18 protein-coding genes are annotated in these 22,008 nt (G+C 72.6%); 9 read left to right on the plus strand and 9 right to left on the minus strand.

Features of this window, described 5'->3' with window-relative positions; genetic code table 11:
* Positions 1 to 26: 26 nt before the first annotated feature.
* Positions 27 to 1,379, minus strand: a complete 1,353-nt coding sequence (locus ACZ53N_RS19860; RefSeq protein WP_469142136.1) for an MFS transporter — start codon at positions 1,377 to 1,379, stop codon at positions 27 to 29.
* A gap of 72 nt (positions 1,380 to 1,451) precedes the next feature.
* Positions 1,452 to 2,066 carry a hypothetical protein gene (locus ACZ53N_RS19865; protein WP_469142137.1) on the minus strand — a complete coding sequence of 205 codons (615 nt, stop codon included), beginning with the start codon at positions 2,064 to 2,066 and terminating at the stop codon, positions 1,452 to 1,454.
* A gap of 263 nt (positions 2,067 to 2,329) precedes the next feature.
* Here ACZ53N_RS19865 and npdG point away from each other — a divergent pair, with 263 nt between their 5' ends.
* Positions 2,330 to 3,034, plus strand: coding sequence for an NADPH-dependent F420 reductase (npdG, locus tag ACZ53N_RS19870; protein ID WP_469142138.1), 705 nt, complete (start codon positions 2,330 to 2,332; stop codon positions 3,032 to 3,034).
* Between the two features lie 139 nt (positions 3,035 to 3,173).
* Positions 3,174 to 3,368: a hypothetical protein gene (locus tag ACZ53N_RS19875; protein WP_362218231.1), complete on the plus strand. Its 195-nt coding sequence runs from the start codon at positions 3,174 to 3,176 to the stop codon at positions 3,366 to 3,368.
* Positions 3,369 to 3,389: 21 nt separating this feature from the next.
* On the opposite strand, the gene ACZ53N_RS19880 is transcribed toward ACZ53N_RS19875, so the two are convergent.
* A complete protein-coding gene (locus tag ACZ53N_RS19880; protein WP_469142139.1) occupies positions 3,390 to 4,202 on the minus strand; it encodes a site-2 protease family protein in 813 nt (270 codons plus the stop codon).
* A gap of 139 nt (positions 4,203 to 4,341) precedes the next feature.
* On the opposite strand from ACZ53N_RS19880, the gene ACZ53N_RS19885 reads away from it, so the two are divergent.
* Complete coding sequence (locus tag ACZ53N_RS19885; protein ID WP_469142140.1) at positions 4,342 to 7,839, plus strand: AfsR/SARP family transcriptional regulator; 3,498 nt, start codon at positions 4,342 to 4,344, stop codon at positions 7,837 to 7,839.
* Between the two features lie 47 nt (positions 7,840 to 7,886).
* On the opposite strand, the gene ACZ53N_RS19890 is transcribed toward ACZ53N_RS19885, so the two are convergent.
* The 3 genes from ACZ53N_RS19890 to panB form a co-directional block, all read right to left on the minus strand.
* Positions 7,887 to 8,714, minus strand: coding sequence for an ABC transporter permease (locus tag ACZ53N_RS19890; RefSeq protein ID WP_469142141.1), 828 nt, complete (start codon positions 8,712 to 8,714; stop codon positions 7,887 to 7,889).
* The gene (locus ACZ53N_RS19895) at positions 8,711 to 9,799 is read right to left on the minus strand and encodes an ATP-binding cassette domain-containing protein (RefSeq protein WP_469142168.1); all 1,089 of its coding nucleotides are present in this window, start codon (positions 9,797 to 9,799) and stop codon (positions 8,711 to 8,713) included. Before ACZ53N_RS19895 ends, ACZ53N_RS19890 begins: the two co-directional genes overlap by 4 nt.
* Positions 9,800 to 9,892: 93 nt before the next feature.
* Positions 9,893 to 10,771, minus strand: a complete 879-nt coding sequence (panB, locus tag ACZ53N_RS19900; RefSeq protein WP_469142142.1) for a 3-methyl-2-oxobutanoate hydroxymethyltransferase — start codon at positions 10,769 to 10,771, stop codon at positions 9,893 to 9,895.
* Between the two features lie 186 nt (positions 10,772 to 10,957).
* On the opposite strand from panB, the gene ACZ53N_RS19905 reads away from it, so the two are divergent.
* From ACZ53N_RS19905 to ACZ53N_RS19925, 5 genes are all read left to right on the plus strand, one after another.
* Positions 10,958 to 12,619 (plus strand): MFS transporter, encoded by a 1,662-nt coding sequence (locus tag ACZ53N_RS19905; protein WP_469142143.1) that lies wholly within the window; start codon positions 10,958 to 10,960, stop codon positions 12,617 to 12,619.
* On the plus strand, positions 12,616 to 13,269 hold the full coding sequence (locus ACZ53N_RS19910; RefSeq protein WP_469142144.1) for a TetR/AcrR family transcriptional regulator: 654 nt from the start codon (positions 12,616 to 12,618) through the stop codon (positions 13,267 to 13,269). Before ACZ53N_RS19905 ends, ACZ53N_RS19910 begins: the two co-directional genes overlap by 4 nt.
* 215 nt (positions 13,270 to 13,484) lie before the next feature.
* Complete coding sequence (locus tag ACZ53N_RS19915; protein WP_469142145.1) at positions 13,485 to 14,498, plus strand: endonuclease/exonuclease/phosphatase family protein; 1,014 nt, start codon at positions 13,485 to 13,487, stop codon at positions 14,496 to 14,498.
* 91 nt (positions 14,499 to 14,589) lie between these two features.
* Positions 14,590 to 15,798, plus strand: coding sequence for an MFS transporter (locus ACZ53N_RS19920; RefSeq protein WP_469142146.1), 1,209 nt, complete (start codon positions 14,590 to 14,592; stop codon positions 15,796 to 15,798).
* 132 nt (positions 15,799 to 15,930) lie between these two features.
* Positions 15,931 to 16,152, plus strand: a complete 222-nt coding sequence (locus tag ACZ53N_RS19925; RefSeq protein WP_469142147.1) for a DUF2277 domain-containing protein — start codon at positions 15,931 to 15,933, stop codon at positions 16,150 to 16,152.
* A gap of 35 nt (positions 16,153 to 16,187) precedes the next feature.
* On the opposite strand, the gene ACZ53N_RS19930 is transcribed toward ACZ53N_RS19925, so the two are convergent.
* From ACZ53N_RS19930 to ACZ53N_RS19940, 3 genes are all read right to left on the minus strand, one after another.
* Positions 16,188 to 17,942 (minus strand): NAD+ synthase, encoded by a 1,755-nt coding sequence (locus tag ACZ53N_RS19930; RefSeq protein ID WP_469142148.1) that lies wholly within the window; start codon positions 17,940 to 17,942, stop codon positions 16,188 to 16,190.
* A 115-nt stretch (positions 17,943 to 18,057) separates the two neighbouring features.
* Positions 18,058 to 19,692, minus strand: coding sequence for a multicopper oxidase family protein (locus ACZ53N_RS19935; protein WP_469142149.1), 1,635 nt, complete (start codon positions 19,690 to 19,692; stop codon positions 18,058 to 18,060).
* A gap of 82 nt (positions 19,693 to 19,774) precedes the next feature.
* On the minus strand, positions 19,775 to 20,239 hold the full coding sequence (locus ACZ53N_RS19940; RefSeq protein WP_469142150.1) for a hypothetical protein: 465 nt from the start codon (positions 20,237 to 20,239) through the stop codon (positions 19,775 to 19,777).
* 181 nt (positions 20,240 to 20,420) lie between these two features.
* On the opposite strand from ACZ53N_RS19940, the gene ACZ53N_RS19945 reads away from it, so the two are divergent.
* Complete coding sequence (locus tag ACZ53N_RS19945) at positions 20,421 to 21,875, plus strand: APC family permease (protein ID WP_469142151.1); 1,455 nt, start codon at positions 20,421 to 20,423, stop codon at positions 21,873 to 21,875.
* The last annotated feature ends 133 nt before the right edge of the window (positions 21,876 to 22,008 follow it).

Consider the following 22,008-nt stretch of genomic DNA (forward strand, 5'->3'; position numbering starts at 1 on the left):
GCGGCAACGACGGCCCGCAGTTGCGGCTACGCCGCTTCCACCACATCCGCGCTGCGCGCGGCCCGCATCCGCACCGCATGCTCATCCGTCCGCTCGTCGTACGACATCAGCTTCGGCAGCGTCAGGGCCAGCAGCCCCACCGAGGCGACGCACGCCAGACCGCCCGCCCACACCGAGGTGCGGACGTTCGTCAGGGTGGCCGTGCCGCCCGCGCGGACCTGGCCGAGCTGGGGGCCGACCGAGTACGAGAGCAGTTCGATGCCGGCGAGGCGGCCGCGCAGCTCGTCCGGGATCGTCTGGTCCCAGATCGCCGAGCGGAAGAGGCCGCTCACCATGTCGCAGCCGCCGGCCACGGCCAGGAACACCAGCACCAGCCAGACGTTGTGCATCCAGCCCGCCAGCGCCATCGCCAGGCCCCAGCCGCCCGCCGCCAGCACCACCATCCGCCCGTGCCGGTGGATGCGCGACACCCAGCCGCTGGTCAGGCTCACCACGAGCGAACCGACCGCGCCGGCCGCGTACATCAGGCCCAGCGCCCAGGGGGCGCCCAGATCGTCGGCCAGGAACGGGAAGATCGCGGTCGGCATGGCGAAGAACATCGCCGCCATGTCGACCGCGTATGTACCGAGCAGCTCCTTGCGGCGCCACGCGTAGCGCGCGCCCTCCAGGACGCCGCGCAGCGACGGCTTGTCGGCGTCGTGGGAGGCGGGCGACGCGGCGAGGCCGACGGTGAGGGCGAGCGAGACCGCGTAGGTCACGATGTCCAGGACGTACGCCCAGGGCAGCCCGGCGAAGGCGATGATCACGCCGGCCAGGGACGGTCCCGCGATGGCGCCGACCTGCCAGCGCATCGAGTTCAGGGCGATGGCGGCGGGCAGTTGCTCGTGCGCGACGATGCGCGGCACGATCGCCTGCAGCGCCGGGCGCTGGAGCCCGGTCAGCGCGCTGACCAGCGCGGCCACCACGTACAGGGGCCAGACCAGGGGGTGCGGCAGCAGGGTGTTGAGCAGCAGGATCCCGGACAGGACACCGAGCCCGGCCTCGGTCCACAGGATCAGCTTCCGCCGGTCCATGGCGTCGGCGAGCGCGCCGCCGTAGAGACCGAAGACGATCAGCGGTACGAGTTCGACGGCGCCGACCGCGCCGACCGCGAGCGCCGAGCCGGTCAGCTCCTTGAGTTGCAGCGGTACCGCGATGAAGGTCAGAAAGCTGCCGAAGACCGTCACCAGCCCCGCCAGCCACATGCGGCGGAAGTCGGGGGAGGCGTGCCAGGGGGTCAGGTCGGGCAGCAGGGCGCGCAATCCGCCGGAGGGGGGCGCGGAGGCGGCGGAGGTCTCGGAGGGCGCCGGGGGCTCGGAGGGGGGATGGTGCTCGGTCACGGGGGACCATGGTCCGCGCCGGGACGAAGGGGAGCAAACGAATTTCCGGGTCGCCGTCGCCCCCGGCCGCCGCTACCAGCGGGTCGGCGGCGGTGCGGACAGTTGCTCCGCGAGCCGGGCGAGCCGGTCGAGGAAGCGGTGGCGAGCACGCGGCGCGGGTGGGGCGTTCTCCCCGGCGGCGGCGCTGACCAGGTGCTGGACGGTGTCGAGATCGAGCTCCGCGGCGGCCGGCACGGGCAGTGCGTCGTGCGCGAGCGCCCGCAGGTCGCTGCCCTCGTCGTCGCCCGCGCCGTCCAGGGCGAGCACGGTCGCCCCGCCGCGCCGCGCGTCGTGCACCCGCTCCAGCAGCCCCTCGCCGGGATCCTCGGCGGTCACCACCAGCAGCGTCTCCCCGCGCCGCGCGGCCTCCAGCCGGCCCAGCCCGACCGCCAGATGCGCGGGGACGCCGTCCGGCACCCGGTGCCGGACGAGCGTGGGGGACAGCTCCGGCAGCCCGGACCAGGCGGCCTCGTCGTCCAGGTGCGCGGCGAGGTGCCACGGCTCGTACCGCGGGCTGCCGACGAGGAGCAGCCCGCCGCCGTGCCGGGTGACCGACGTCCGTAAGGTCCCCGCGAAGTGGCGCGTGGTGCGCAACCACTCGGTCCCGGCGAGCGCTTCGCGCAGCAGCGCGACCCGTACGGCGTCCATGCGCCCGCATCCTGCCGTAGCCGCTGCGCGGGCCAAGCGGTTTCGTGGCGGCCTCACCCGTATGTGCGTCTCGCCTGGCCGGCGGGTCTTCGGCTGCGAGCCTGTCTTGCCGCCTGCGGCGGTGGCGCCCTGCGGGCGCGTCCTCAATCGCCGGACGGGCTTGATTCGGCTGAGCTCAGCCGAAACCAGACCGCCCGGCGGTGGTGCGGACGACACGGCCACCCTCGCCGGAGGCGAAATCGCAGCGTGACAGTATCGCTGTCATGACTACTCCTGATGACGTGAAGAAGGCCCCCGCCAAGGACCCTTGGGACCTCCCCGACGTTTCCGGCCTCGTCGTCGGCGTGCTCGGCGGCACCGGTGACCAGGGCCGCGGCCTCGCCTACCGGCTGGCCAAGGCCGGCCAGAAGGTGATCATCGGCTCCCGCGCCGCCGACCGGGCGCACACCGCAGCCGAGGAGCTCGGCCTGGGCATCGAGGGCGCCGACAACGCCGAGTGCGCGCGGCGCAGCGACGTCGTGATCGTCGCCGTGCCGTGGGACGGCCACGCCAAGACCCTCCAGTCGCTGCGCGCGGACCTCGTCGGGAAGCTCGTCATCGACTGCGTCAACCCGCTCGGCTTCGACAAGCAGGGCGCCTACGCCCTCAAGCCGGAGGAGGGCAGCGCCGCCCAGCAGGCCGCCGCCCTGCTGCCCGAGTCGCGCGTCACCGCCGCCTTCCACCACCTGTCGGCCGTGCTGCTCTCCGACCCGGAGATCGCGGAGATCGACACCGATGTGATGGTGCTCGGCGAGAAGCGGGCCGACACGGACATCGTCCAGGCCCTGGCCGGCCGTATCCCCGGTATGCGCGGCGTCTTCGCCGGGCGGCTGCGCAACGCCCACCAGGTGGAGTCCCTGGTCGCCAACCTGATCTCCGTGAACCGCCGCCACAAGGCGCACGCGGGCCTGCGGGTCACCGACGTATAGAGGCGTGCCCGGTGGGCAGGCCCCGTGAGCCCGGCAGGACCTGCCGGGCACGCCCTGGGCCGCCCGGGGGCGTGGGGGACACCTGGGAGATAATGGGCGGGATCCACGCATCCGCGTCCGCCGACCAGGAGCCGCCCCCATGCCCCGCCTCGCCCTCTACGCCATCGCCGTCTGCGCCCTCGCGCTCGCGGCGGCCGTCGTCTCCTTCGCGCGGGGCAGCTGGCTCGGCGTCATCTGGATCCTGCTGCTCGGCGTCGCGTCGAACATCGCCTGGTACTACGTGCGCAAGGAGAAGAACGACCGGGCCGCCGAGCAGGCCGGCCGCGCGGGGTGAGCCGCGCGGGTTGAAGGGGTCTCACAGACCGATGTCGACCGAGGTGAGCGGCGGGATGTCCGGCGTTCCCTGCCAGAAGCGGAACAGCTCCTGGCCCCAGTAGGTGTCCCACTCGGTCACGCCCAGGCCGCGCAGAATCGCGTCGATCATGTCGAAGAAGGCGTGGTTGACCCCGGGGATCCACAGGAAACCGAAGACCGCGATCAGACCGAACGGCGCGAAGGGCTCCACCTGCCGCCGCAGCTTGTGCGACAGCCACGGCTCGATCACGCCGTAGCCGTCGAGGCCGGGCACCGGCAGGAAGTTCAAGATCGCCGCCGTCAGCTGGAGCAGGGCCAGGAAGCCCAGCGCGTAGCGGAAGTTGTCCGGCACCCCGTCCAGGGCGTCCAGCCAGAACGGCGCGCTGACCACGGCCGCGAACAGCACGTTCGTCAGTGGGCCCGCCGCCGAGACCAGGCTGTGCTGCCAGCGCCCCCGGATGCGGTGCCGCTCGATGAACACCGCCCCGCCCGGCAGGCCGATCCCGCCCATGATCACGAAGATCACCGGCAGCACGATGCTGAGCAGCGCGTGCGTGTACTTCAAGGGGTTCAGGGTCAGATAGCCCTTGGCGCCGATCGAGATGTCCCCGCCGTGCAGGGCCGTGCGCGCGTGCGCGTACTCGTGGAGACAGAGCGAGACGATCCAGCCCGAGACGACGAACAGGAAGACGGCGAAGCCGGGGCTCGCCGAGAAGTCCGTCCACACCGCCCATATGGAGACCGCCATGATGGCGACGAGGGCGAGGAAGACGGGGCTCACGCGCGCCTCGCCGCGGGTCGCTGTGGATGCCATACCTGATGCTCCTGTGGATCTCGGTGGAACCGCCGGGACGGTGGGGGCGCGGCCCGGGGCGTACGAACGTACCGGCCGACGGTACTTGCTCGACCCGGCGTGTCGTACCGACCCGTGCGCGCCGGGTGAGAATGGGTCCGTGCGCTATGGCATTCTCGGCACCACCCAGGCCCATTCCGCCGACGGCCGGATCACCGCCCTCGGCGGCTCCCGGCTGCGCGGCCTCCTCGCCGCGCTGGCCCTGCACCCCGGCCGGCCCCGCCCCGCCGAAGCGCTGATCGACGAGGTCTGGGGTGACGCGCCGCCCGCCGACGGACCGGGCGCGCTGCAGGCGCTCGTCGGGCGGCTGCGGCGGGCGATCGGCCACGCGGCGGTGGACCTCGTGGCCGGCGGCTATCTGCTGCGGGCCGAGCCCGACGACGTCGATCTGTACCGCTTCCGCAGGCTCGCCGACGAGGGGGCCCGCGCCCTCGACGACGGCGACCCCGCCAAGGCGGCGGTCCTTCTCGACGACGCCCTCGCGCTGTGGCGCGGCCCGGCGCTCGCCGACCTCCCGGACTCAGGCGCCCTGGCCGTCCGCCACGAGGCCCGCCGTCTCGACGCCCGCCGGCACCGCGCAGCCGCGGCGATCGCCCTCGGTGACGCGGCGGCGGTCCTGCCCGAGCTCGCCGACCTCTGCGACGCCCACCCCCTGGACGAACCCCTCCAGGCCCTCCGCCTCCGCGCCCTGCGCGCCGCGGGCCGCCCGGCCGAGGCCCTGGCCGCGTACGAGCGGATCCGCACCTCCATAGCCGACCGGCTCGGCACCGACCCCGGCCCGGAACTGCGCGCCCTGCACGCCGAACTGCTGACGCCGGAGCCGTTGCCCGATCAGGCGCAGGTGCGCGCGGGCGGCCGCGGGCTGCTGCCCGAGGCGGCTGTCGAGGGGGAGCCGACGCGGGGCGGGACGCGGCGAGTCGCCGGGCCCGGTGCGGGAGCGGACCCGGGACCGGGCGCCCGCGAAGCGGCGACGCCCGGCGGGGCGGGCGGCGCCGAGACCACCGCGCCCTACGGTGCCGGGACGCCTGTACCGGCGCCGCCCGTGCTCCCGCCGCCCGGCAATCTGCGCGCCCGGCACACCTCCTTCGTCGGCCGGGAGGACGAGCTCGCGCTGATCCGGGGGGATCTGGCGCGGTACCGGCTCGTCACCCTGCTGGGGCCCGGCGGGGCCGGGAAGACGCGGCTGTCGCAGGAGGCCGCCGAGGCCGCCGCGCGGGCGGACGGGGCCTGGCCCGACGGGGTGTGGTTCGCGGAGCTCGCGCCCGTCGACGACGGCGACACCGTGCCCGAGGCCGTGCTGACCGCGCTGGGGGCCCGCGAGACCGTCGTGCGGGGCACCGCCGCCGAGGGGCTGCGGGCCGCGACCGACGCGACCGCGCTCGACCCCCTGGCACGGCTCGCCGACCACTGCGCGCGCCGCCGCATGCTGCTCGTCCTCGACAACTGCGAGCACGTCATCGACGCCGCCGCCCGGCTCGCCGAGACGCTCCTCACCCACTGCCCCGGCATCACCGTCCTCGCCACGAGCCGCGAACCGCTCGCCGTGCCCGGCGAGTTGGTCCGGCCCGTGGAGCCCCTGCCCGACCCGGTCGCCCTGCGGCTCCTCGCCGACCGGGGCGCCGCCGCCCGCCCCGGTTTCCTTCTCGACGACGACCCCGCGGCGTGCGCCGAGATCTGCCGCCGCCTCGACGGCCTGCCACTCGCCATCGAGCTCGCCGCCGCCCGGCTGCGGCTGCTCACCCCCCGTGGCCTCGCCGACCGCCTCGACGACCGCTTCCGGCTGCTCACCTCCGGCAGCCGCACGGTCCTGCCGCGCCAGCAGACGCTGCGCGCGGTCGTCGACTGGTCGTGGGACCTGCTCACCGGCCCCGAGCGGGCCGTGCTGCGCCGGCTGTCGGTCTTCGCCGGCGGCTGCGAGCTGCCCGCCGCCGAGGAGGTGTGCGCGGCCGACGGCCCCGATGCCGTCCACGCGCGGGACGTCGCCGCGCTGCTCGGCTCCCTCGTCGACAAGTCGCTGGTGGTCGCGGCGCCCGCCGCCGACGGCCAGATGCGCTACCGACTGCTGGAGACCGTGGGGGAGTACGCCGCCGAGCGGCTGGACGAGGCGGGGGAGCGGGCCGCGACGGAACGACGGCACCTGGTCGCCTACCGTGAACTGGCCCGCACCGCCGACCCCTTGCTGCGCGGCCCCGCGCAGCGGACCTGGCTGGAGCGGCTGGAGCGGGAACACGACAACATGCGGACCGCGCTCCGGCACGCCGTCGCGGCGCGGGACGAGCACGAGGCGCTGTGCCTGGTGCTGTCCCTGGGCTGGTTCTGGCAGCTGCGGGACCACCGCACCGACGCCCGGACCTGGGCCGAGGCGGCGGCCGCGCTCGGCCCCGACCCGTTCGCGGCGCCCGTCGCCCCGGCCCCGCCGCTGCTCGTCCCGTGCACGGCCGCGCCGCCGCCGATGCCGCCGGACCTGCTGGAGGAGGCCCGGCGCGGGGTGCGGCTGGTGGCGCTGTCCAACATGGAGAGCGACATGCGGGTGTTCGAGGACCCCGGCATGCAGACCCGGCTGCGCGGCATCGTCGAGGCCTACGGGGGAGGGCAGCCGCAGAACTGCCGTGTCCCGGGCATGGCGTGGATCTACGCGGCCCTCCTGACCGGTCACGCCGAGAACCTCTACACGATGATCGACGAGGGGGTGGAGCGCTGCCGCCGGCTCGGCTACGACTGGGAACTGGCCAACGCGCTCCAACTGCGCGCCAAGCTCTTCAACGACAGCGTGGACCGCTCCGAGCAGGGGGCCCGGGACGCCGACGAGAGCCTGGAGATCTTCCGTCGGCTCGGTGACTCCTGGGGCGTGGCCGAGGCGCTGTCCGGGCGCGGCGAGGCACGCGAACGGCGCGGTGAGTACGAGCTGGCCGCGGAGGACTACGCGGAGGCCGTCGACCACGTCCGGGAACTGGGTTCGACCGCCATGGTGCCGATGCTGCGCGGCCGCCTCGTCGAGGTGCGCACGGAGGCGGGGCTCGTCGACGCGGAGGAGGTCCAGCGCACGCTCCGCGAGGTCATCGCGGAGGCGCAGCGGGTCAGCCCCGACGCCGCCATCTTCGCCCGTCTCCAGCTCGGCGTGCGGTTCGCCCAGCACGGGGACACCGCGGCGGCGCGCGAGATCCTCGAAGGGCTCGAGACGGAGTTCGAGGACCGGGCCATCGAGATCCTCGCGGGCACGATCTGCGGGCTGATCGCCTGGGTCGACACGCTGGAGGCCCGCCCGGCCGAGGCACTGCCGAGGCTGCGCAGGGCACTGGTGAAGGGGACCGAGCCGCTGTCCCGGCTGATCGCACCGCACCTGGCGATGGTGCAGTTGCTGTACGCCGCCCACGCCCACGTCGCGCTCGGCGGCGAGGAGCACGCCCTGACGGCGGCCCGGCTGCTCGGCGCCAGTGCCGCGCTGCGCACCCCGGGCGTCCATGTCGCGTCCGTCGAGCGGGAGGTGCGGGCGGCGACGGAGACCGCGACGCGCGCCGCTCTGGGCGATTTCGCGTACGAGCGCGCGTACGCCGAAGGCGGCGGCCTCACGCTGGAGGAGGCCACCGCCCTCGTATGACGCGCCCCCCGGGGCGCCCCCTGGCACCGCCGGCTCGGCCGTGCGACTCAGTCGGTCTTGTTGCGGAACTTGGAGATCGCGATCGGCGCGGTCACCAGGGTGATGGCCGCGGCCCAGGCCAGCGTCATCCACACCGAGTCGGCGACCGGGCCGCCGTTGATCAGATTGCGGGAGGCGTCGGCGAGGTTGGACAGCGGGTTGTAGTCGGTGAACGTCTCCAGCCAGCCCGGCATCTTCTGGGTCGGTGCGAAGATCGAGCTGCCGAACTGCAGTGGCATCAGGACGATCATGGCAACCCCCTGGACGGCCTGCGCGGTCTTCAGGGTCAGCCCCAGCAGGATGAAGATCCACATCAGTGAGGCGCCGAAGACCATGGCGAGCGCCACCGCCGCGAGCAGGTGAAGGACCGAGGTGCTGATGGTCAGGCCCAGGATGAAGCCCATGACCAGCAGGATCGTGGTCGCGATGAGCATCCGCCCGACCTCGACGACGATCTTCGCGATGAGGACGGACGACCGGGCTATCGGCATCGTCCGGAAGCGGTCCATCACCCCCTTCTTGAAGTCGTCGTTGACTCCCGTGCCGACCGCCATGGCGATGTTCATGCCCATCATCGCCATCAGGCCCGGCACGAGATAGCTGACGTACTGCTGCTCATTGCCCTTGCCGGCGATGTTGCCGCCGAAGACGTACGTGAACAACAGGATGAAGATGATCGGCATCAGCACGGCGTCGAACATCGACTCCGGGTCCTGCTTGATCTGGAGCAGATTGCGGCGGGCGAGGGCCCCGATGTGCCGCATATTGCCCCGCAGGCCGATCCGGCCCTCGTCGGTCGGCGCCTTCGCGGGCGTCTGAATCGTCGCCGCGCTCATGCCGCGACCTCCTGGAGTTCGTCGGTACGGTCCTGCGGCGCGCTGCTCTCGGAGGTCTTCTGGCCGGTGACGGCCAGGAACACCTCGTCGAGGCTGGGCAGATGGGTGCTGATGCCGGCGATGGCGAAGCCCCGCTCGCCCAGCAGCCCGATCACGGCGGTCAGTTGCTCGTCGCTGACGATCGGGACGTTGACCACGCCCTCGGCGGCGTCGGCGGTCGCGCCGGCGATGCCGTCCAGCCCGGCCTGGGCCACCGCGCCCACCATCCGGGGCAGTTCGGCCGGGTCGGCCGGGCGGATCTGCAGGGTGCGCCCGCCGACCTTCGCCTTGAGCTCGTCGACCCCGCCGCCGGCGATGACCCGGCCGCGGTCGATGACGGTCAGCTCGTCGGCGAGCTGCTCCGCCTCCTCCATGTACTGCGTGGTGAGCAGCACGGTGACCCCCTCGGAGACCATCCGCCGGACCTCTTCCCACACCTCGTTGCGCGTGCGGGGGTCGAGGCCGGTGGTGGGCTCGTCCAGATAGAGCACCGACGGCAGGCCGATCATCGAGGCGGCCAGGTCGAGCCGGCGGCGCATACCGCCCGAATACTGCATGGCGGGCCGCTTGGCGGCCTCGGTGAGCGAGAAGCGCTCCAGCATCTCCGCCGCGCGGCGCCGGGCGTCCTTGCGGGAGAGGTCGAGCAGCCGCCCGATCATGTAGAGGTTCTCGATGCCGGACAGCTTCTCGTCGACCGAGGCGTACTGCCCGGTCAGGCCGATGACCCGGCGCAGCTGCCGGGGCTGGGTCACCACGTCGTAGCCCGCGACGCGGGCGCTGCCCGCGTCGGGCCGGATCAGGGTGGACAGGACTCGCGCGAGCGTGGTCTTGCCCGCGCCGTTGGGGCCGAGGACACCGAGGACGGTGCCCTCGCGTACGTCCAGGTCGACCCCGTCGAGGGCTTTGGTCTCGCCGTAGTGCTTGACCAGCCCCCGGACCTCTACGGCGTTCTTGCCGCTTCCAGGGATGTCGTTTCGCGTCATGGAAGCCACAGTGCCAGGGGGCACTGACAGCGCGCCGATATTTAATCGACAGCCCGCCGACATCTCGCCGATGGGGCGTCGGTGTGTCCGCACCACCGCTGCGCGGCGGTGTCCTCGAGCGCCGGACGGGCTCGAAAAGCCCGTCCGGCGACCCCGTTAATGGAAGGCGTGCTCCTCCGCCGGGTACAGGCCGCCGACCACGTCGTCCGCGAAGGACTTCGCCGCGTCGCCGAGCACCTCGCGCAGATTCGCGTACTGCTTCACGAAGCGCGGCACCCGGCCCGCCGTCATGCCCGCCATGTCCGTCCACACCAGCACCTGGGCGTCGCACTCCTGGCCCGCGCCGATGCCGACCGTCGGGATGTGCAGCGTCCGGGTGACCTCGGCGGCCAGCTCGGCCGGGACCAGCTCCAGGACGACGGCGAACGCGCCCGCGTCCTGGACGGCCTTGGCGTCGCGCAGCAACTGCTGCGCGGCCTCCTCGCCGCGGCCCTGCACGGGATAGCCGCCGTAGGCGTTGACGGACTGGGGGGTGAGGCCGATGTGGGCCATGACGGGGATGCCGGAGCGGACCAGCAGATCGATCTGGTCGGCGGAGCGCTCGCCGCCCTCCAGCTTGACCGCGCCGACGCCCGCCTCCTTCACCAGCCGGGTGGCGTTGCGCAGCGCCTGGACCGAGCCTTCCTGGTACGAACCGAACGGCAGGTCGCCGACGATCAGGGCGCGCTTGGTGCCCCGTACGACGGCGGCCGAGAGAAGGGCGATCTCGTCCATCGTGACGGGCACGGTGGAGTCGTAGCCGAGGTGACAGTTGCCCATGGAGTCGCCCACGAGCAGGACGGGGATGCCGGACTCGTCGAAGACCGAGGCGGTCATCGCGTCGTAGGCGGTGAGCATGGGCCACTTCTCGCCGCGGTTCTTGGCCGCGGCGATGTCGCGGACGGTGACGCGCCGGGAACTCGTACCGCCGTACAGCGCCTTCGGGTTGGCGGGGCTGCTGTCGGGCCGGCTCGCGGCATTCAAGGCATGCGTCATGGCAATGGCTCCTGTGAAGTGTCTCGAGGCGCCCTCACGGCGTCCCCGGATCACCTCCCATGCTGACACGCCGCACGCGGGCGGGGAAGGGAACCCCCCTGCCCCGGTTGCCTAGGGCGGGCACCCGTTCGTAAAGACTTTCCAATACGAGACGGGCTCGTATCGAAAAGGTCTATGGTGGTGTGCATGGCAGCTCCTTCCGGCACCCCCGACCCCTCGGCGCCTTCCAACCCCTCCGATTCCTCCGGCGCGGCGCCGCCCCGCCGGGTCCCCGAGGCGATCCACCGCAGACGCTGGGCGATCCTCACTGTCCTGCTGTTCAGCCTGCTGATCGTGGTGCTGGACAACTCGATCCTCAACGTGGCGATGAAGACGATCGCCGCACCCGCCCCCACCGGACTCGGCGCGACGCAGAGCCAGTTGGAGTGGGCGATCAACTCCTACACGCTCGTCTTCGCCGGCATCCTCTTCACCGCGGGTCTGCTGGGCGACCGGCTCGGCCGCAAGAAGGTGCTGCTCTTCGGCATGGTCGTGTTCGGGATCGGCTCGGTGCTCTCCGCGATGGCCGGATCGCCCGGTGAGCTGATCACCTTCCGCGCGGTGATGGGCTTCGGCGGCGCCTTCGTGATGCCCGCGACCCTCGCCATCATCATGAACGTCTTCGAGCGGGACGAGCAGCCCAAGGCCATAGGGATCTGGGCGGGCGCGGTCGGCCTCGCCATCGCCATCGGCCCGGTCACCGGCGGTGTCCTGCTCGACCACTTCTGGTGGGGCTCCGTCTTCCTCGTCAACGTGCCCATCGTGATCGCCGGTCTGATCGCCATGGTGCTGCTCGTCCCCGACTCCAAGGACCCGAAGCCCGGCCGTCTCGACCCGATCGGCGTGCTGCTGTCGGTCGTCGGCCTGGTCCTGCTGGTCTACGGCATCATCAAGGGTGGCCAGCTCGCCGACTTCTCCGACCCCGAGGTCTTCGGCACCGTCGGCGGCGGTGTGCTCGTCCTCGTCCTCTTCGTGCTGCACGAGCGGCGCAGCGCGCACCCCGCCATCGACGTGCGCTACTTCCGCAACCCCGCCTTCTCGGCGGCCGTCTCCTCCATCGCGCTGGTCTTCTTCGCGCTGATGGGCACGACGTTCTTCATCGTCTTCTACACCCAGAGCGTGCGCGGCTACAGCCCGCTGCAGAGCGGTCTGCTGCTCCTGCCGATCGCCGTCGCCCAGATGTTCTTCGCCCCGCGGGCCCGGCTGGTCGTGGAGCGGTACGGCGCCCGCGTGGTGTGCACCCTCGGCATGCTGCTGGTCGCCGCGACCACGGCGGGCTTCCTGCTGCTCGACCGGGACACCCCGATCTGGGTCCTGGAGGTGCTGTTCTTCTGCCAGGGCACCGCGATGGCGCACATCATGCCGCCCGCCACCGTCTCGATCATGCAGTCGCTGCCGCGGGAGAAGGCCGGCTCCGGCTCCGCCGTGAACAACACCTTCCGGCAGGTCGGCGGCGCGCTCGGCGTCGCCGTGCTCGGCTCGGTGCTCTCCACCACCTACCGTGACGGCATCTCCGGCGCACTCGACGACGTCCCCGGCCTGTCCGACTCCGCCCGGCACGCGGCGGGCGAGTCCATCGAGGGCACCCTCGGCCTCGCCGAGAAGCTGGGACCGGCCGGCAAGGGGCTGATCGCCCCCGCCCAGGACGCCTTCATCCACGCCATGCACGTCACCGTCATCGGCTCCACCGCCGTCGCCCTGCTCGGCGCGGCCGTCGTCGCGCTCTTCCTGCCGGGCAAGGCGGCGGCCGCGGCGGCCGGAGCGCCCCGGCCGGAACCCGAGAAGGAGCAGGCGGGAGCGGACGCGTGAACGGGCAGGGCGAAGGAAAGCCGGGGGAGGGCGTCAGCGCGGTGGCCGAACGGCGGGGCCGTCCACGCAACGCCGCCGTCGACACCACCGTCATCGAAACGGTGCTGCGGCTCCTGGAGGAAGGCGTCACCATCGGCGATCTGTCGATGGAGCGGATAGCCCGCGAGGCGGGCGTCGGCAAGGCCACCGTCTACCGCCGCTGGGCGGGCAAGGAGGCGCTGATGCTCGACGTCATGCGCTCCCTCGACGCCGTCCGGCAACCCCCGGCCGCCGGGGAATCCGTCCGGGACGACCTCGTCACCATGCTGGAGTTCATGCGCCGCCGCGGCCTCGCCAAGCGCTCCTCGGCGCTGCTGCGCACGGTGGTCGCGCAGATGCAGGCGCAGCCGAAGCTGTGGAAGGAGTACCACGACACCGTCGTCACGGCCCGCCGCGAGGCGCTGCTCGCGGTGCTGCGCCGCGGGACGCTCACCGGGGAGATCCGCGCCGACCGGGACCTCGATCTGCTCGCCGACCTGTTCGTCGGCCCGATGCTCACCCGGGCGATGCTCCACGAGTGGAAGGAGATGCCCGAGGGGCTGGCGGAGCAGATCGTCGACACCGTCCTGGAGGGCGCACGGCCACAGGGGGAGCGTCCGGGGGAGAGGTGACCGCCCCGCGGTCGTCCCCCGACCGCGGAACGCGGCGAATATGCCCGTTGTGTCACAGCACGCCCGCACAGCCGCTCGACAGGAACCCGGGCGGCCCGCGCCCTCGTCCTCCAGACCGACGCCCCTGCCAGGGGCGCCGCGGAGAAACCCGGCCCACGGTGATCACTTATCGTCAGGTGGCGGGGACGCAGCAGCTGAAGAGTTAAGGACGACGGATGTCGCAGGCGTACATGGAGGAGACGGGCCACGAGGGGCCGGGCCCGGAGCGCACCGGATCCAGCTTCGAGCGCTTCGTGAGCCAGTGGCGGGACCGGGGCGTCTGGCGGCGCGGGCTCGTCGTCGCCGCCTTCGCCGCGCTGCTCGGGCTGCTGATGCTGTTCCACTCCGGGCTCCCCAACCGCGTCGGCAACCTCGGCAGCCTCACCGAGACGTTCCTCCCCTGGCTGGGCCTCGGCGTCCCGGTCCTGCTCGTCCTCGCCGTGCTGCGCCGGTCGGCGACCGCCCTGGTCGCGCTGCTGCTGCCCATCGTCGTCTGGACGAACCTCTTCGGCGGGCTGCTCAGCGACAAGTCGGGCAAGGGCGGCAACCTCACGGTCGTCAGCCACAACGTCAACGCCGAGAACCTCGATGCGGTCGGCACCGCCCGCGCCGTCGCCGCCTCGGGCGCCGACATCATCGCGCTGGAGGAGCTCAGCGACGCCTCACGGTACGAGCGGGCCCTGGCGGGCACGTATAAATACCACTCCGTGCAGGGCACCGTCGGGGTGTGGAGCAAGTACCCGCTCGCCGACGCCCGGCCGGTCGACATCCACATGGGCTGGACGCGCGCCCTGCGGGCCACGGTCAACACCCCCCAGGGTCCCGTGGCCGTCTACGTCGCGCACCTGCCTTCCGTGCGGGTCAAGTTCAACGCGGGCTTCACCGCGGGTCAGCGCGACAACAGCGCCGAGGCGCTCGGCCAGGCCATCGCGCGGGAGCCGGTGCGCAAGGTCGTCCTGCTCGGCGACCTCAACGGCACGATGAACGACCGCTCGCTCGCGCCCATCACCTCGCAGCTGCGCTCGGCGCAGGGCGCGGCGGGCGACGGCTTCGGCTTCAGCTGGCCCGCGAGCTTCCCCATGGCCCGCATCGACCAGATCATGGTGCGCGGCATGGACCCCGTCTCGGCCTGGACCCTCCCCGAGACGGACAGCGACCACCTGCCGGTGGCCGCCCGGGTAAAGATCTGACCGGCTGTTCACCTTCCCGTCCGGGGGCGGGAACATTTGACCTGAGAGGCTTTGTTCCGGAAGGGAACATCCTCTGAAAGGTCTGTCCTCCATGCCCCTGGCGCTGCTCGCCCTGGCGATCTCCGCGTTCGGTATCGGCACCACCGAGTTCGTGATGATGGGCCTGTTGCCCAACGTCGCCGACGATCTCGGCACCTCGGTGCCCACCGCCGGATACCTGGTCTCCGCCTACGCCCTCGGCGTCGTCATCGGCGCCCCGCTGCTCACGGCACTGGGCTCGCGCATCCCGCGCAAGCGGATGCTCGTCCTGCTCATGGGCCTCTTCACCATCGGCAACCTCGCCTCCGCGCTGGCCCCCACCTTCGGGCTGCTCGTCGCGGGGCGGGTGCTGGCGGGGCTGCCGCACGGCGCGTTCTTCGGCGTCGGGGCGGTGGTCGCCGCCCGGCTGGTGACCGAGGGACGGCAGGCCCGGGCGGTCGCGACGATGTTCCTCGGCCTGACGGTCGCCAACATCGTCGGCGTACCCACCGCCACCCTGCTCGGCCAGCACCTCGGCTGGCGCGCCACGTTCCTCGTGGTCGCGGGCATCGGGCTGGCGGCGATGGCCGCACTCACCCTGCTCGTCCCGCAGCTCCCGCGCGAACGGCACGAGGGCCTCGGCCAGGAGCTGCGCGCCCTCGGTGACCGGCAGGTGCTGCTCGGACTGCTCACCGCGGTCTTCGGCTTCGCCGGGGTCTTCGCGGTCTACAGCTACCTCGCGTCGATGATGACCGAGGTCACGGGCTTCTCCGAGACCTCCGTCACGCTCGTCCTCGCCCTCTTCGGCATCGGCATGACGCTCGGCGCCCTCGTCGCCGGTCCGCTCACCGACCGGGCGCTGCGGCCCACGCTCTACGGGTCGCTGGCCGCGCTGGCGGCCGTGCTGGTCCTCTTCGACTTCACCGTGCACGTGAAGTGGGCGGCCCTCGCGACGGTCGTCGTCCTCGGCGCGGTCGGCTTCATGACCACGACGCCGCTGCAGATGCTCGTCATGAACAAGGCCCGGCACGCCCCGACCCTGGCCTCCGCCTCCAACCACTCCGCGTTCAACCTGGCCAACGCCGGCGGGGCCTGGCTCGGCGGCGTCGCCATCGCGGCGGGCTGGGGCTGGACCTCCCCGACCCTGGTGGGCGCGGTCCTCGCGGTGATCGGCCTGGCCATCGCGGTGACGGCGGGGCTGCTCGACCGGGGCGGCCCGGGAGCGTCCCGGCTGGTCGCCGCGGGCAGCGAGCGGATGCCGCAGGCGGAGCGCGTCGGCTGACGGGGACGCCCGGTGCGGGTGCCGGGCTGCCGGGGGACGGCGTCGGCCCGGGGGGCCTGACCCGGTCGTCCATGTCCGGCCCGGATCTGTCGCGCTCGGCGCGATGTCGGTGGGGCGCGTCACACTGGGGGTATGTGCCGCAGCATCAAGACGCTCAGACCGCCCATGACACCCGAAGTGGGCGAGGAGGACATCAGGGCGGCCGCCCTGCAGTACGTGCGCAAGGTGTCGGGCTTCCGGGCGCCGGCCGCGCACAATCAGGCGGTCTTCGACGAAGCCGTGGACGCGGTGACCGAGGCCACCGCGCGCCTGCTGGACGGGCTGGTCGTGAGATCCGGCCCGGCCCGCGCCTGAGTCCCCGTCAGGCAGCGCGCGTCAGGCAGCGCCCGTCAGACGCTCTCCCGCCACGCGTTCGTGATCGGCAACCGGCGGTCCTTGCCGAAGCCCTTTGCGGAGATCTTCGTGCCCGGCGGGTACTGCCGGCGCTTGTACTCCGCCGTGTCCACCAGCCGCAGGATCCGGGTGACCAGCTCCGCGTCGAAGCCCGCCGCGACGATCGCGTCCCGGCCCTGGTCGCGGTCGACGTACAGCTCCAGGATCCGGTCGAGCGCCTCGTAGTCCGGTAGCGAGTCCGTGTCGACCTGGCCGGGACGCAGCTCGGCGCTCGGGGGCTTGGTGATGGAGTTCTCCGGGATCGGCGGCGTCTCGCCGCGCTCGGCCGCCGCCTGGTTGCGCCATCGGGCGAGGCGGAAGATCAGCGTCTTGTAGACGTCCTTGATCGGGCCGTACGCGCCGACCGAGTCGCCGTAGAGGGTGGAGTACCCGCAGGCCAGCTCGGACTTGTTGCCCGGCGCGAGCACGATGTGGCCCTCCTGGTTGGAGAGGGCCATCAGCAGCGTGCCGCGCAGCCGCGACTGGAGATTCTCCTCGGCGAGACCGGTCAGGCCCAGCGCGCCCATGTACGCGTCGAACATCGGCCCGATCGGCACCGTGCGGAAGTTCAGGCCGGTGCGCCGGGCGAGCTCCTCGGCGTCGCCGAGCGAGTGGTCGGAGGAGTAGCGCGACGGCATCGCCACGCCGTGGACGTTCTCCGCGCCGATGGCGTCACAGGCGAGGGCGGCCACGAGCGCCGAGTCGATGCCGCCGGACAGGCCGATGAGCACGCTGCGGAAGCCGTTCTTCACGACATACGCGCGCAGGCCCTCCACCAGCGCCTTGTACACCTCCTCCGCGTCGCCCAGCCGGGGCGCGAGACCGCCCGGCGTCTCCGGCTCGTACGCCGGGAGCGGCTCGGCCGACAGGGTGACGTGGTCGATGCGCAGCCCGTCGTCCACGACCCCGGACGGGGCCTCGGGCGCGGCGGCCGGCAGATCGAGGTCGATCAGCACACAACCCTGCTCGAACTGCGGGGCACGCGCGACGATCCCGCCGTCGCGGTCCACGACGATCGTGTCGCCGTCGAAGACCAACTCGTCCTGACCACCGGTCATCGCGAGGTACGCGGTCGTGCAGCCGGCCTCCTGGGCGCGCTTGCGCACCAGCTCCAGCCGGGTGTCGTCCTTCTCGCGCTCGTACGGGGAGGCGTTGATCGACAGCAGCAGCCCGGCCCCGGCGGACCGCGTCGCGGGCACCCGGCCACCCTCCTGCCACAGGTCCTCGCAGATCGCGAGCGCTACGTCGACGCCGTGCACCCGCACCACGGGCAGCGTCTCACCGGGCACGAAGTAGCGGAACTCGTCGAAGACGCCGTAGTTGGGAAGGTGGTGCTTGGCGAAGGTCAGCGCGACCCCACCGCGGTGCAGCACGGCGGCGGCGTTGCGCGGGGCGCCGGCGGGCTGGCCGAAGCGGACACTGCCCTGCTCGCTGCGGTCGAGATAGCCGACGACGACGGGCAGTTCCCCGAGGCCCTCGGCGGCCAGGCGGGCGGCGAGCGCGCGCAGCGCGGCCCGGCTGGCCTCGACGAAGGAGGACCGCAGCGCCAGGTCCTCGACCGGGTAGCCGGTCAGCGCCATCTCGGGGAACGCCACGAGATGGGCGCCCTGCTCGGCGGAGTGCCGGGTCCAGTGGACGATCGTCTCGGCGTTCCCGGCGAGATCGCCGACGCGGGAGTCGATCTGGTTCAGGGCGAGACGAAGTTGAGGCACGCCGTCCAGTGTAATCGTCTGTCTGACGCAATGTGGGGTGGAGCGCGGCCATGTGGCCGACGCGAACACCGCCGGCAGTGTTCGCGTCGGCGTGGACGGCGCTGCCGCCGCCCGGCTACTTCCGGTAGCCGAGGACCGTCATCATCCCGGACTCCGAGTGGTAGACGTTGTGGCAGTGGACCATCCACCGGCCCGGGTTGTCGGCGTCGAAGTCGACCGCCAGCCGCCGCCCCGGCAGGACGATCGCGGTGTCCTTGCGCGGCCCCCGCCCGGGCAGGGCGAAGGTGTGTCCGTGCAGGTGCATGGGGTGCCACATCTCCGTGTCGTTGACGAAGACCAGCCGGACCCGCTCACCCGCTCCCACGAGATAGCCGGGCTCCGGCGCGTACTTCTTGCCGTTGATCGCCCAGTCGTACTTCGCCATCGAGCCCGTCAGTCGGAGGGTGATCGTACGGTCGGGGCGGCGTTCCCGGAGCGTCACGGAACGGTCGGCCCGCAGCCGGTCGGCGGTGAGCGGCGCGGCCTCCAGCTCCTTGGGGCGCACGTCGGCGTCGGGCGCCGCGCCCCCGCCGGTGCGCAGGAGCGCGAGGGCGGTCCGCTTCTTGCCCTCGGCCAGCGCGGTCAGCGGGAAGACACCGTCCTTCACCTCGACCAGAACGTCGTACCGCTCGCCCATGCCCAGCAGCAGCGCGTCGGCCTGCTGGTGCTCGACGGGGAAGCCGTCGGTGTGCGTGACCGTCATGCGGTGGCCGCCGAGGGCGACCCGGAAGGCCGTGTCGCCACCGGCGTTGACGAACCGGATCCGCACCCGGTCGCCGGGCTTCGCCGTGAACGTCTCCGGGTCCTCGGGCGTACGGCCGTTGACGAGGTAGTGCGGATAGGCCACGTCGCCCGCGTCACCGCCGAGGAGCGGGCTTGTCGCGCCCATCATCATCCGGGACGGGCCGGAGGGGGACGGGGTGGCGGACGCCGGCGTCCTCGACGACCTCGCTGCCCCCGACGACCTCGACGTCATCGACATGTGCGACATGTCGTGTCCGCCGTGGTCCATGCCACCGTGGTCCATGCCGCCGCTGCCCCCGCCGTGGTCCATGCCGCCCATCCCCCGGCTCAGCTCGGCGAGGACCGCGTCGGGTGTGCTGCCGTCCACCCCGTCGACCCAGTCGTCCAGGACGACCACCCACTCCTTGTCGTACTTCAGCGGCTCCTTCGGGTCCTCGACGATCAGCGGCGCGTACAGCCCCCGGTCCTGCTGGGTGCCCGAGTGGGGGTGGAACCAGTACGTGCCCGGGTGGGCGACGGCGAAGCGGTAGTCGAAGGACGCGCCCGCTTTGACGGGCCGCTGGGTGACGCCCGGCGCGCCGTCCATGTCGTTGCGCAGCGCGAGCCCGTGCCAGTGCAGGGAGGTGGGTTCGGGCAGGTGGTTGGCGAGGGTCACCGCGAGCGTGTCGCCCGCGGTGACGCGGATCTCCCGGCCGGGCAGCCGGTCGCCGTACGCCCAGGTCGTGACGGTACGGCCGCCGAGGTCGAGCCGGGTCGGCGTGGCCGTCAGGGCGACCTTCCGTACGGGGCCGCCGCCGCGCTCCGCCTCGGCGGCGGCGACCTCCTTCCCGTCCGGGGAGACCAGGTCGGCGGGCGCCGGCGCGGCGGAGGAGCCGCTGTCCGAGCCCTTCGAACAGGCGGCGAGCAGGCTGCCGCCGGCAGCGGCGATGCCCGCGCCGAGTACGGCGCGGCGGGTGGGGTTACGCATGGGAGTGCACCTCGTGAGGTTGTCGTTCGGGTACGGGTCGGAGCGCGTCCGCCGCGTGCGGGAGCAGCGGCGGGACGCGGCTCTACACGCGCAGTACCGACAACCGGGCGAGGGCCTTGTGACGGGGTGGCGGTATGGGCCACAGGGTGCGCAGCAGGCGGGCGCGGGCCACGGAGGCGAGCGCGCCGGACCGGCGGCGAAGAGCGGCCATGCCGAGGGCGAGGGCGACGGCGAAGCCCGCTGCGAGCACGGCGAGGCAGACCGACATCGGGTCCATGCCGCTGTGCGGCGGGGGACCGATGCGGGGCGCGTCGGCCGCCGGAGCGGCCATAACGGCCCGTGCGGTCGGCGCGGTGTCGTCGGCCGGGGCGTGCGCGGCGTGATCCGGCATCGCGTGGGCGGCGGGCTGTGCCGCCGCCGGGCCGGGCTGCCCCGGGGCGTGCTCGCTCGGGTGGCCGAGGGTGTGCATCGTGACGATGCCCAGGAGGAGCGCGGCGAACAGCAGCAGCCGGCCGCACCAGGCGGTGGCCTTCCGCCGTTCGTCCATCACGAGCCTCCACAGCCTCGGAATCCTCGCCCGCACCTTACCCCCTCGGGGTATCGGCGCTCCACGGTGAGAGTGACGGATGTGCGTGGAGGGGGTCCAAGGCCCGATTATGGGGCGATTCGATTCCCTGTCTCATATTCCCCGTCTCATTTCGCCGCACGGCCCGAAGGACGCTCCACCCATGACCCTCACGGAACCGGCCCGGGAGACCCCCACCGCCGGGACCCCTCCGACCCCGTCCGCCCCGCAGACGCAGCAGTTCATCTCATGGGTGACCCTCGCGATGATGACGACCGCCTCGGTCGCGAACCTGCGGCCCGCCCCGTCCATGGCGCTGTACGGGCTGGCCGCCGTCTTCCTCTACCTCGTCCCCGCCGTGGTCTTCCTGCTGCCCACCGCCCTCGTCTCGGCCGAGCTGGCCTCCGGCTGGACCGGCGGGGTCTACCGCTGGGTGAGCGAGGGGCTGTCCAAGCCGCTCGGCTTCCTGGCCGTCTGGTGCCAGTTCGCGATGACGATCGCCTACTACCCGAGCCTGCTCGCCTATGTGGCGAGCACGTTCGCGTACGTCATCGACCCGAGGCTCGCCGACAACGGCCTCTACGTCGCCGTCGTCATCGTCGTCATCTACTGGGCGGGCGTGTTCATCTCCTCGCGCGGCACCAAGGCGGTGGCGGGGCTCGCGGGCATGGGACTGGTGATCGGCACGCTGATCCCCGGCGTCGTCCTCGTCGCCCTCGGCCTGGTCTTCCTCGCCCAGGGCAACCCGTCGGCCGCCCCCATGGACTCCGGCCACTTCCTCCCGCCGTGGACCGGGCTGGCCAGCCTCGTGCTGATCGTGGGCAACTTCCTGTCCTACGCGGGCATGGAGATGAACGGCGTGCACGTCGCCTCGCTGCGCGAGCCCGGCAAGCAGTTCCCGCGCTCGGTCTTCGCCGCCACCGGTCTCGTCCTGCTGATCTTCATCCTTCCGGCGCTGGCCATCAGCTGGGTCATGCCGGGTGAGGACCTCAGCCTGACGGCCGGAGTGATGCAGGCCTTCCAGGGCTTCTTCGACCACTTCGGTGTGGGCTGGCTGACCAAGGTCGTCGGAGTGCTGCTGGTCGCCGCCGCGCTCGGCGGCATGCTCACCTGGCTGGCGGGGCCGGCCAAGGGGCTGCTGATGGTCTCCCGCCAGGAGGGCTATCTGCCGCCCGTCCTGCAGAAGCTCAACCAGCGCGGCGTGCCGCGGAACATCATGGTCGCCCAGGGCGCGCTCACCACCCTGATCGCCCTGCTCTACGCGTTCATTCCCGATGTCTCCAGCGCCTACTGGATCTTCTCGGTCATCACCACGCAGATCTATCTCGTCGTCTATCTGCTGATGTTCGCCGCCGTCGTCCGGCTGCGGCGCACCCAGCCCGACCGGCCGCGCGGCTTCCGGGTGCCTGCCGTGCGGCTCGTCGCCGGTGTCGGCTTCGTGGCCTCCGTCGCGGCCATGTGCATCGGCTTCGTACCGCCGGACCAGTTCGGCGGCGGCCCGCTGTGGCGCTATCTGCTCACCGTCGGCGGTGGTCTGCTCGTCCTCGGCCTCCTGGCGCCCCTGGCGTTCCTGAAGTTCCGCAAGCCGCACTGGGTGGCCCCGGAGCACCGCGCGTAGCCTGTCCGGCGGTTCTTCGGCCGCGGGCCGTGGCGTGCGCACCTCCGCTGCGCGGCGGTGTCCTCAAACGCCGGACGGGCTTGGTTCTGTTTGTGTTAGGCACCCCCCACCCTGCCGGGTGGTTTAGGGGGGT

This window comes from Streptomyces sp. NPDC033229, assembly GCF_055576875.1.

Bases quoted from the DNA above. Each gene is read 5' to 3' on its own strand.
- ACZ53N_RS19920 (WP_469142146.1), top strand. From the start codon at position 14,590: ATGCCCCTGGCGCTGCTCGCCCTGGCGATCTCCGCGTTCGGTATCGGC.
- ACZ53N_RS19890 (WP_469142141.1), bottom strand. From the start codon at position 8,714: ATGAGCGCGGCGACGATTCAGACGCCCGCGAAGGCGCCGACCGACGAG.
- ACZ53N_RS19875 (WP_362218231.1), top strand. From the start codon at position 3,174: ATGCCCCGCCTCGCCCTCTACGCCATCGCCGTCTGCGCCCTCGCGCTC.
- ACZ53N_RS19880 (WP_469142139.1), bottom strand. From the start codon at position 4,202: ATGGCATCCACAGCGACCCGCGGCGAGGCGCGCGTGAGCCCCGTCTTC.
- ACZ53N_RS19925 (WP_469142147.1), top strand. From the start codon at position 15,931: ATGTGCCGCAGCATCAAGACGCTCAGACCGCCCATGACACCCGAAGTG.
- ACZ53N_RS19940 (WP_469142150.1), bottom strand. From the start codon at position 20,239: ATGGACGAACGGCGGAAGGCCACCGCCTGGTGCGGCCGGCTGCTGCTG.
- ACZ53N_RS19915 (WP_469142145.1), top strand. From the start codon at position 13,485: ATGTCGCAGGCGTACATGGAGGAGACGGGCCACGAGGGGCCGGGCCCG.
- ACZ53N_RS19865 (WP_469142137.1), bottom strand. From the start codon at position 2,066: ATGGACGCCGTACGGGTCGCGCTGCTGCGCGAAGCGCTCGCCGGGACC.
- ACZ53N_RS19905 (WP_469142143.1), top strand. From the start codon at position 10,958: ATGGCAGCTCCTTCCGGCACCCCCGACCCCTCGGCGCCTTCCAACCCC.
- ACZ53N_RS19895 (WP_469142168.1), bottom strand. From the start codon at position 9,799: ATGTCGGCGGGCTGTCGATTAAATATCGGCGCGCTGTCAGTGCCCCCT.
- panB (WP_469142142.1), bottom strand. From the start codon at position 10,771: ATGACGCATGCCTTGAATGCCGCGAGCCGGCCCGACAGCAGCCCCGCC.
- ACZ53N_RS19945 (WP_469142151.1), top strand. From the start codon at position 20,421: ATGACCCTCACGGAACCGGCCCGGGAGACCCCCACCGCCGGGACCCCT.
- ACZ53N_RS19935 (WP_469142149.1), bottom strand. From the start codon at position 19,692: ATGCGTAACCCCACCCGCCGCGCCGTACTCGGCGCGGGCATCGCCGCT.
- npdG (WP_469142138.1), top strand. From the start codon at position 2,330: ATGACTACTCCTGATGACGTGAAGAAGGCCCCCGCCAAGGACCCTTGG.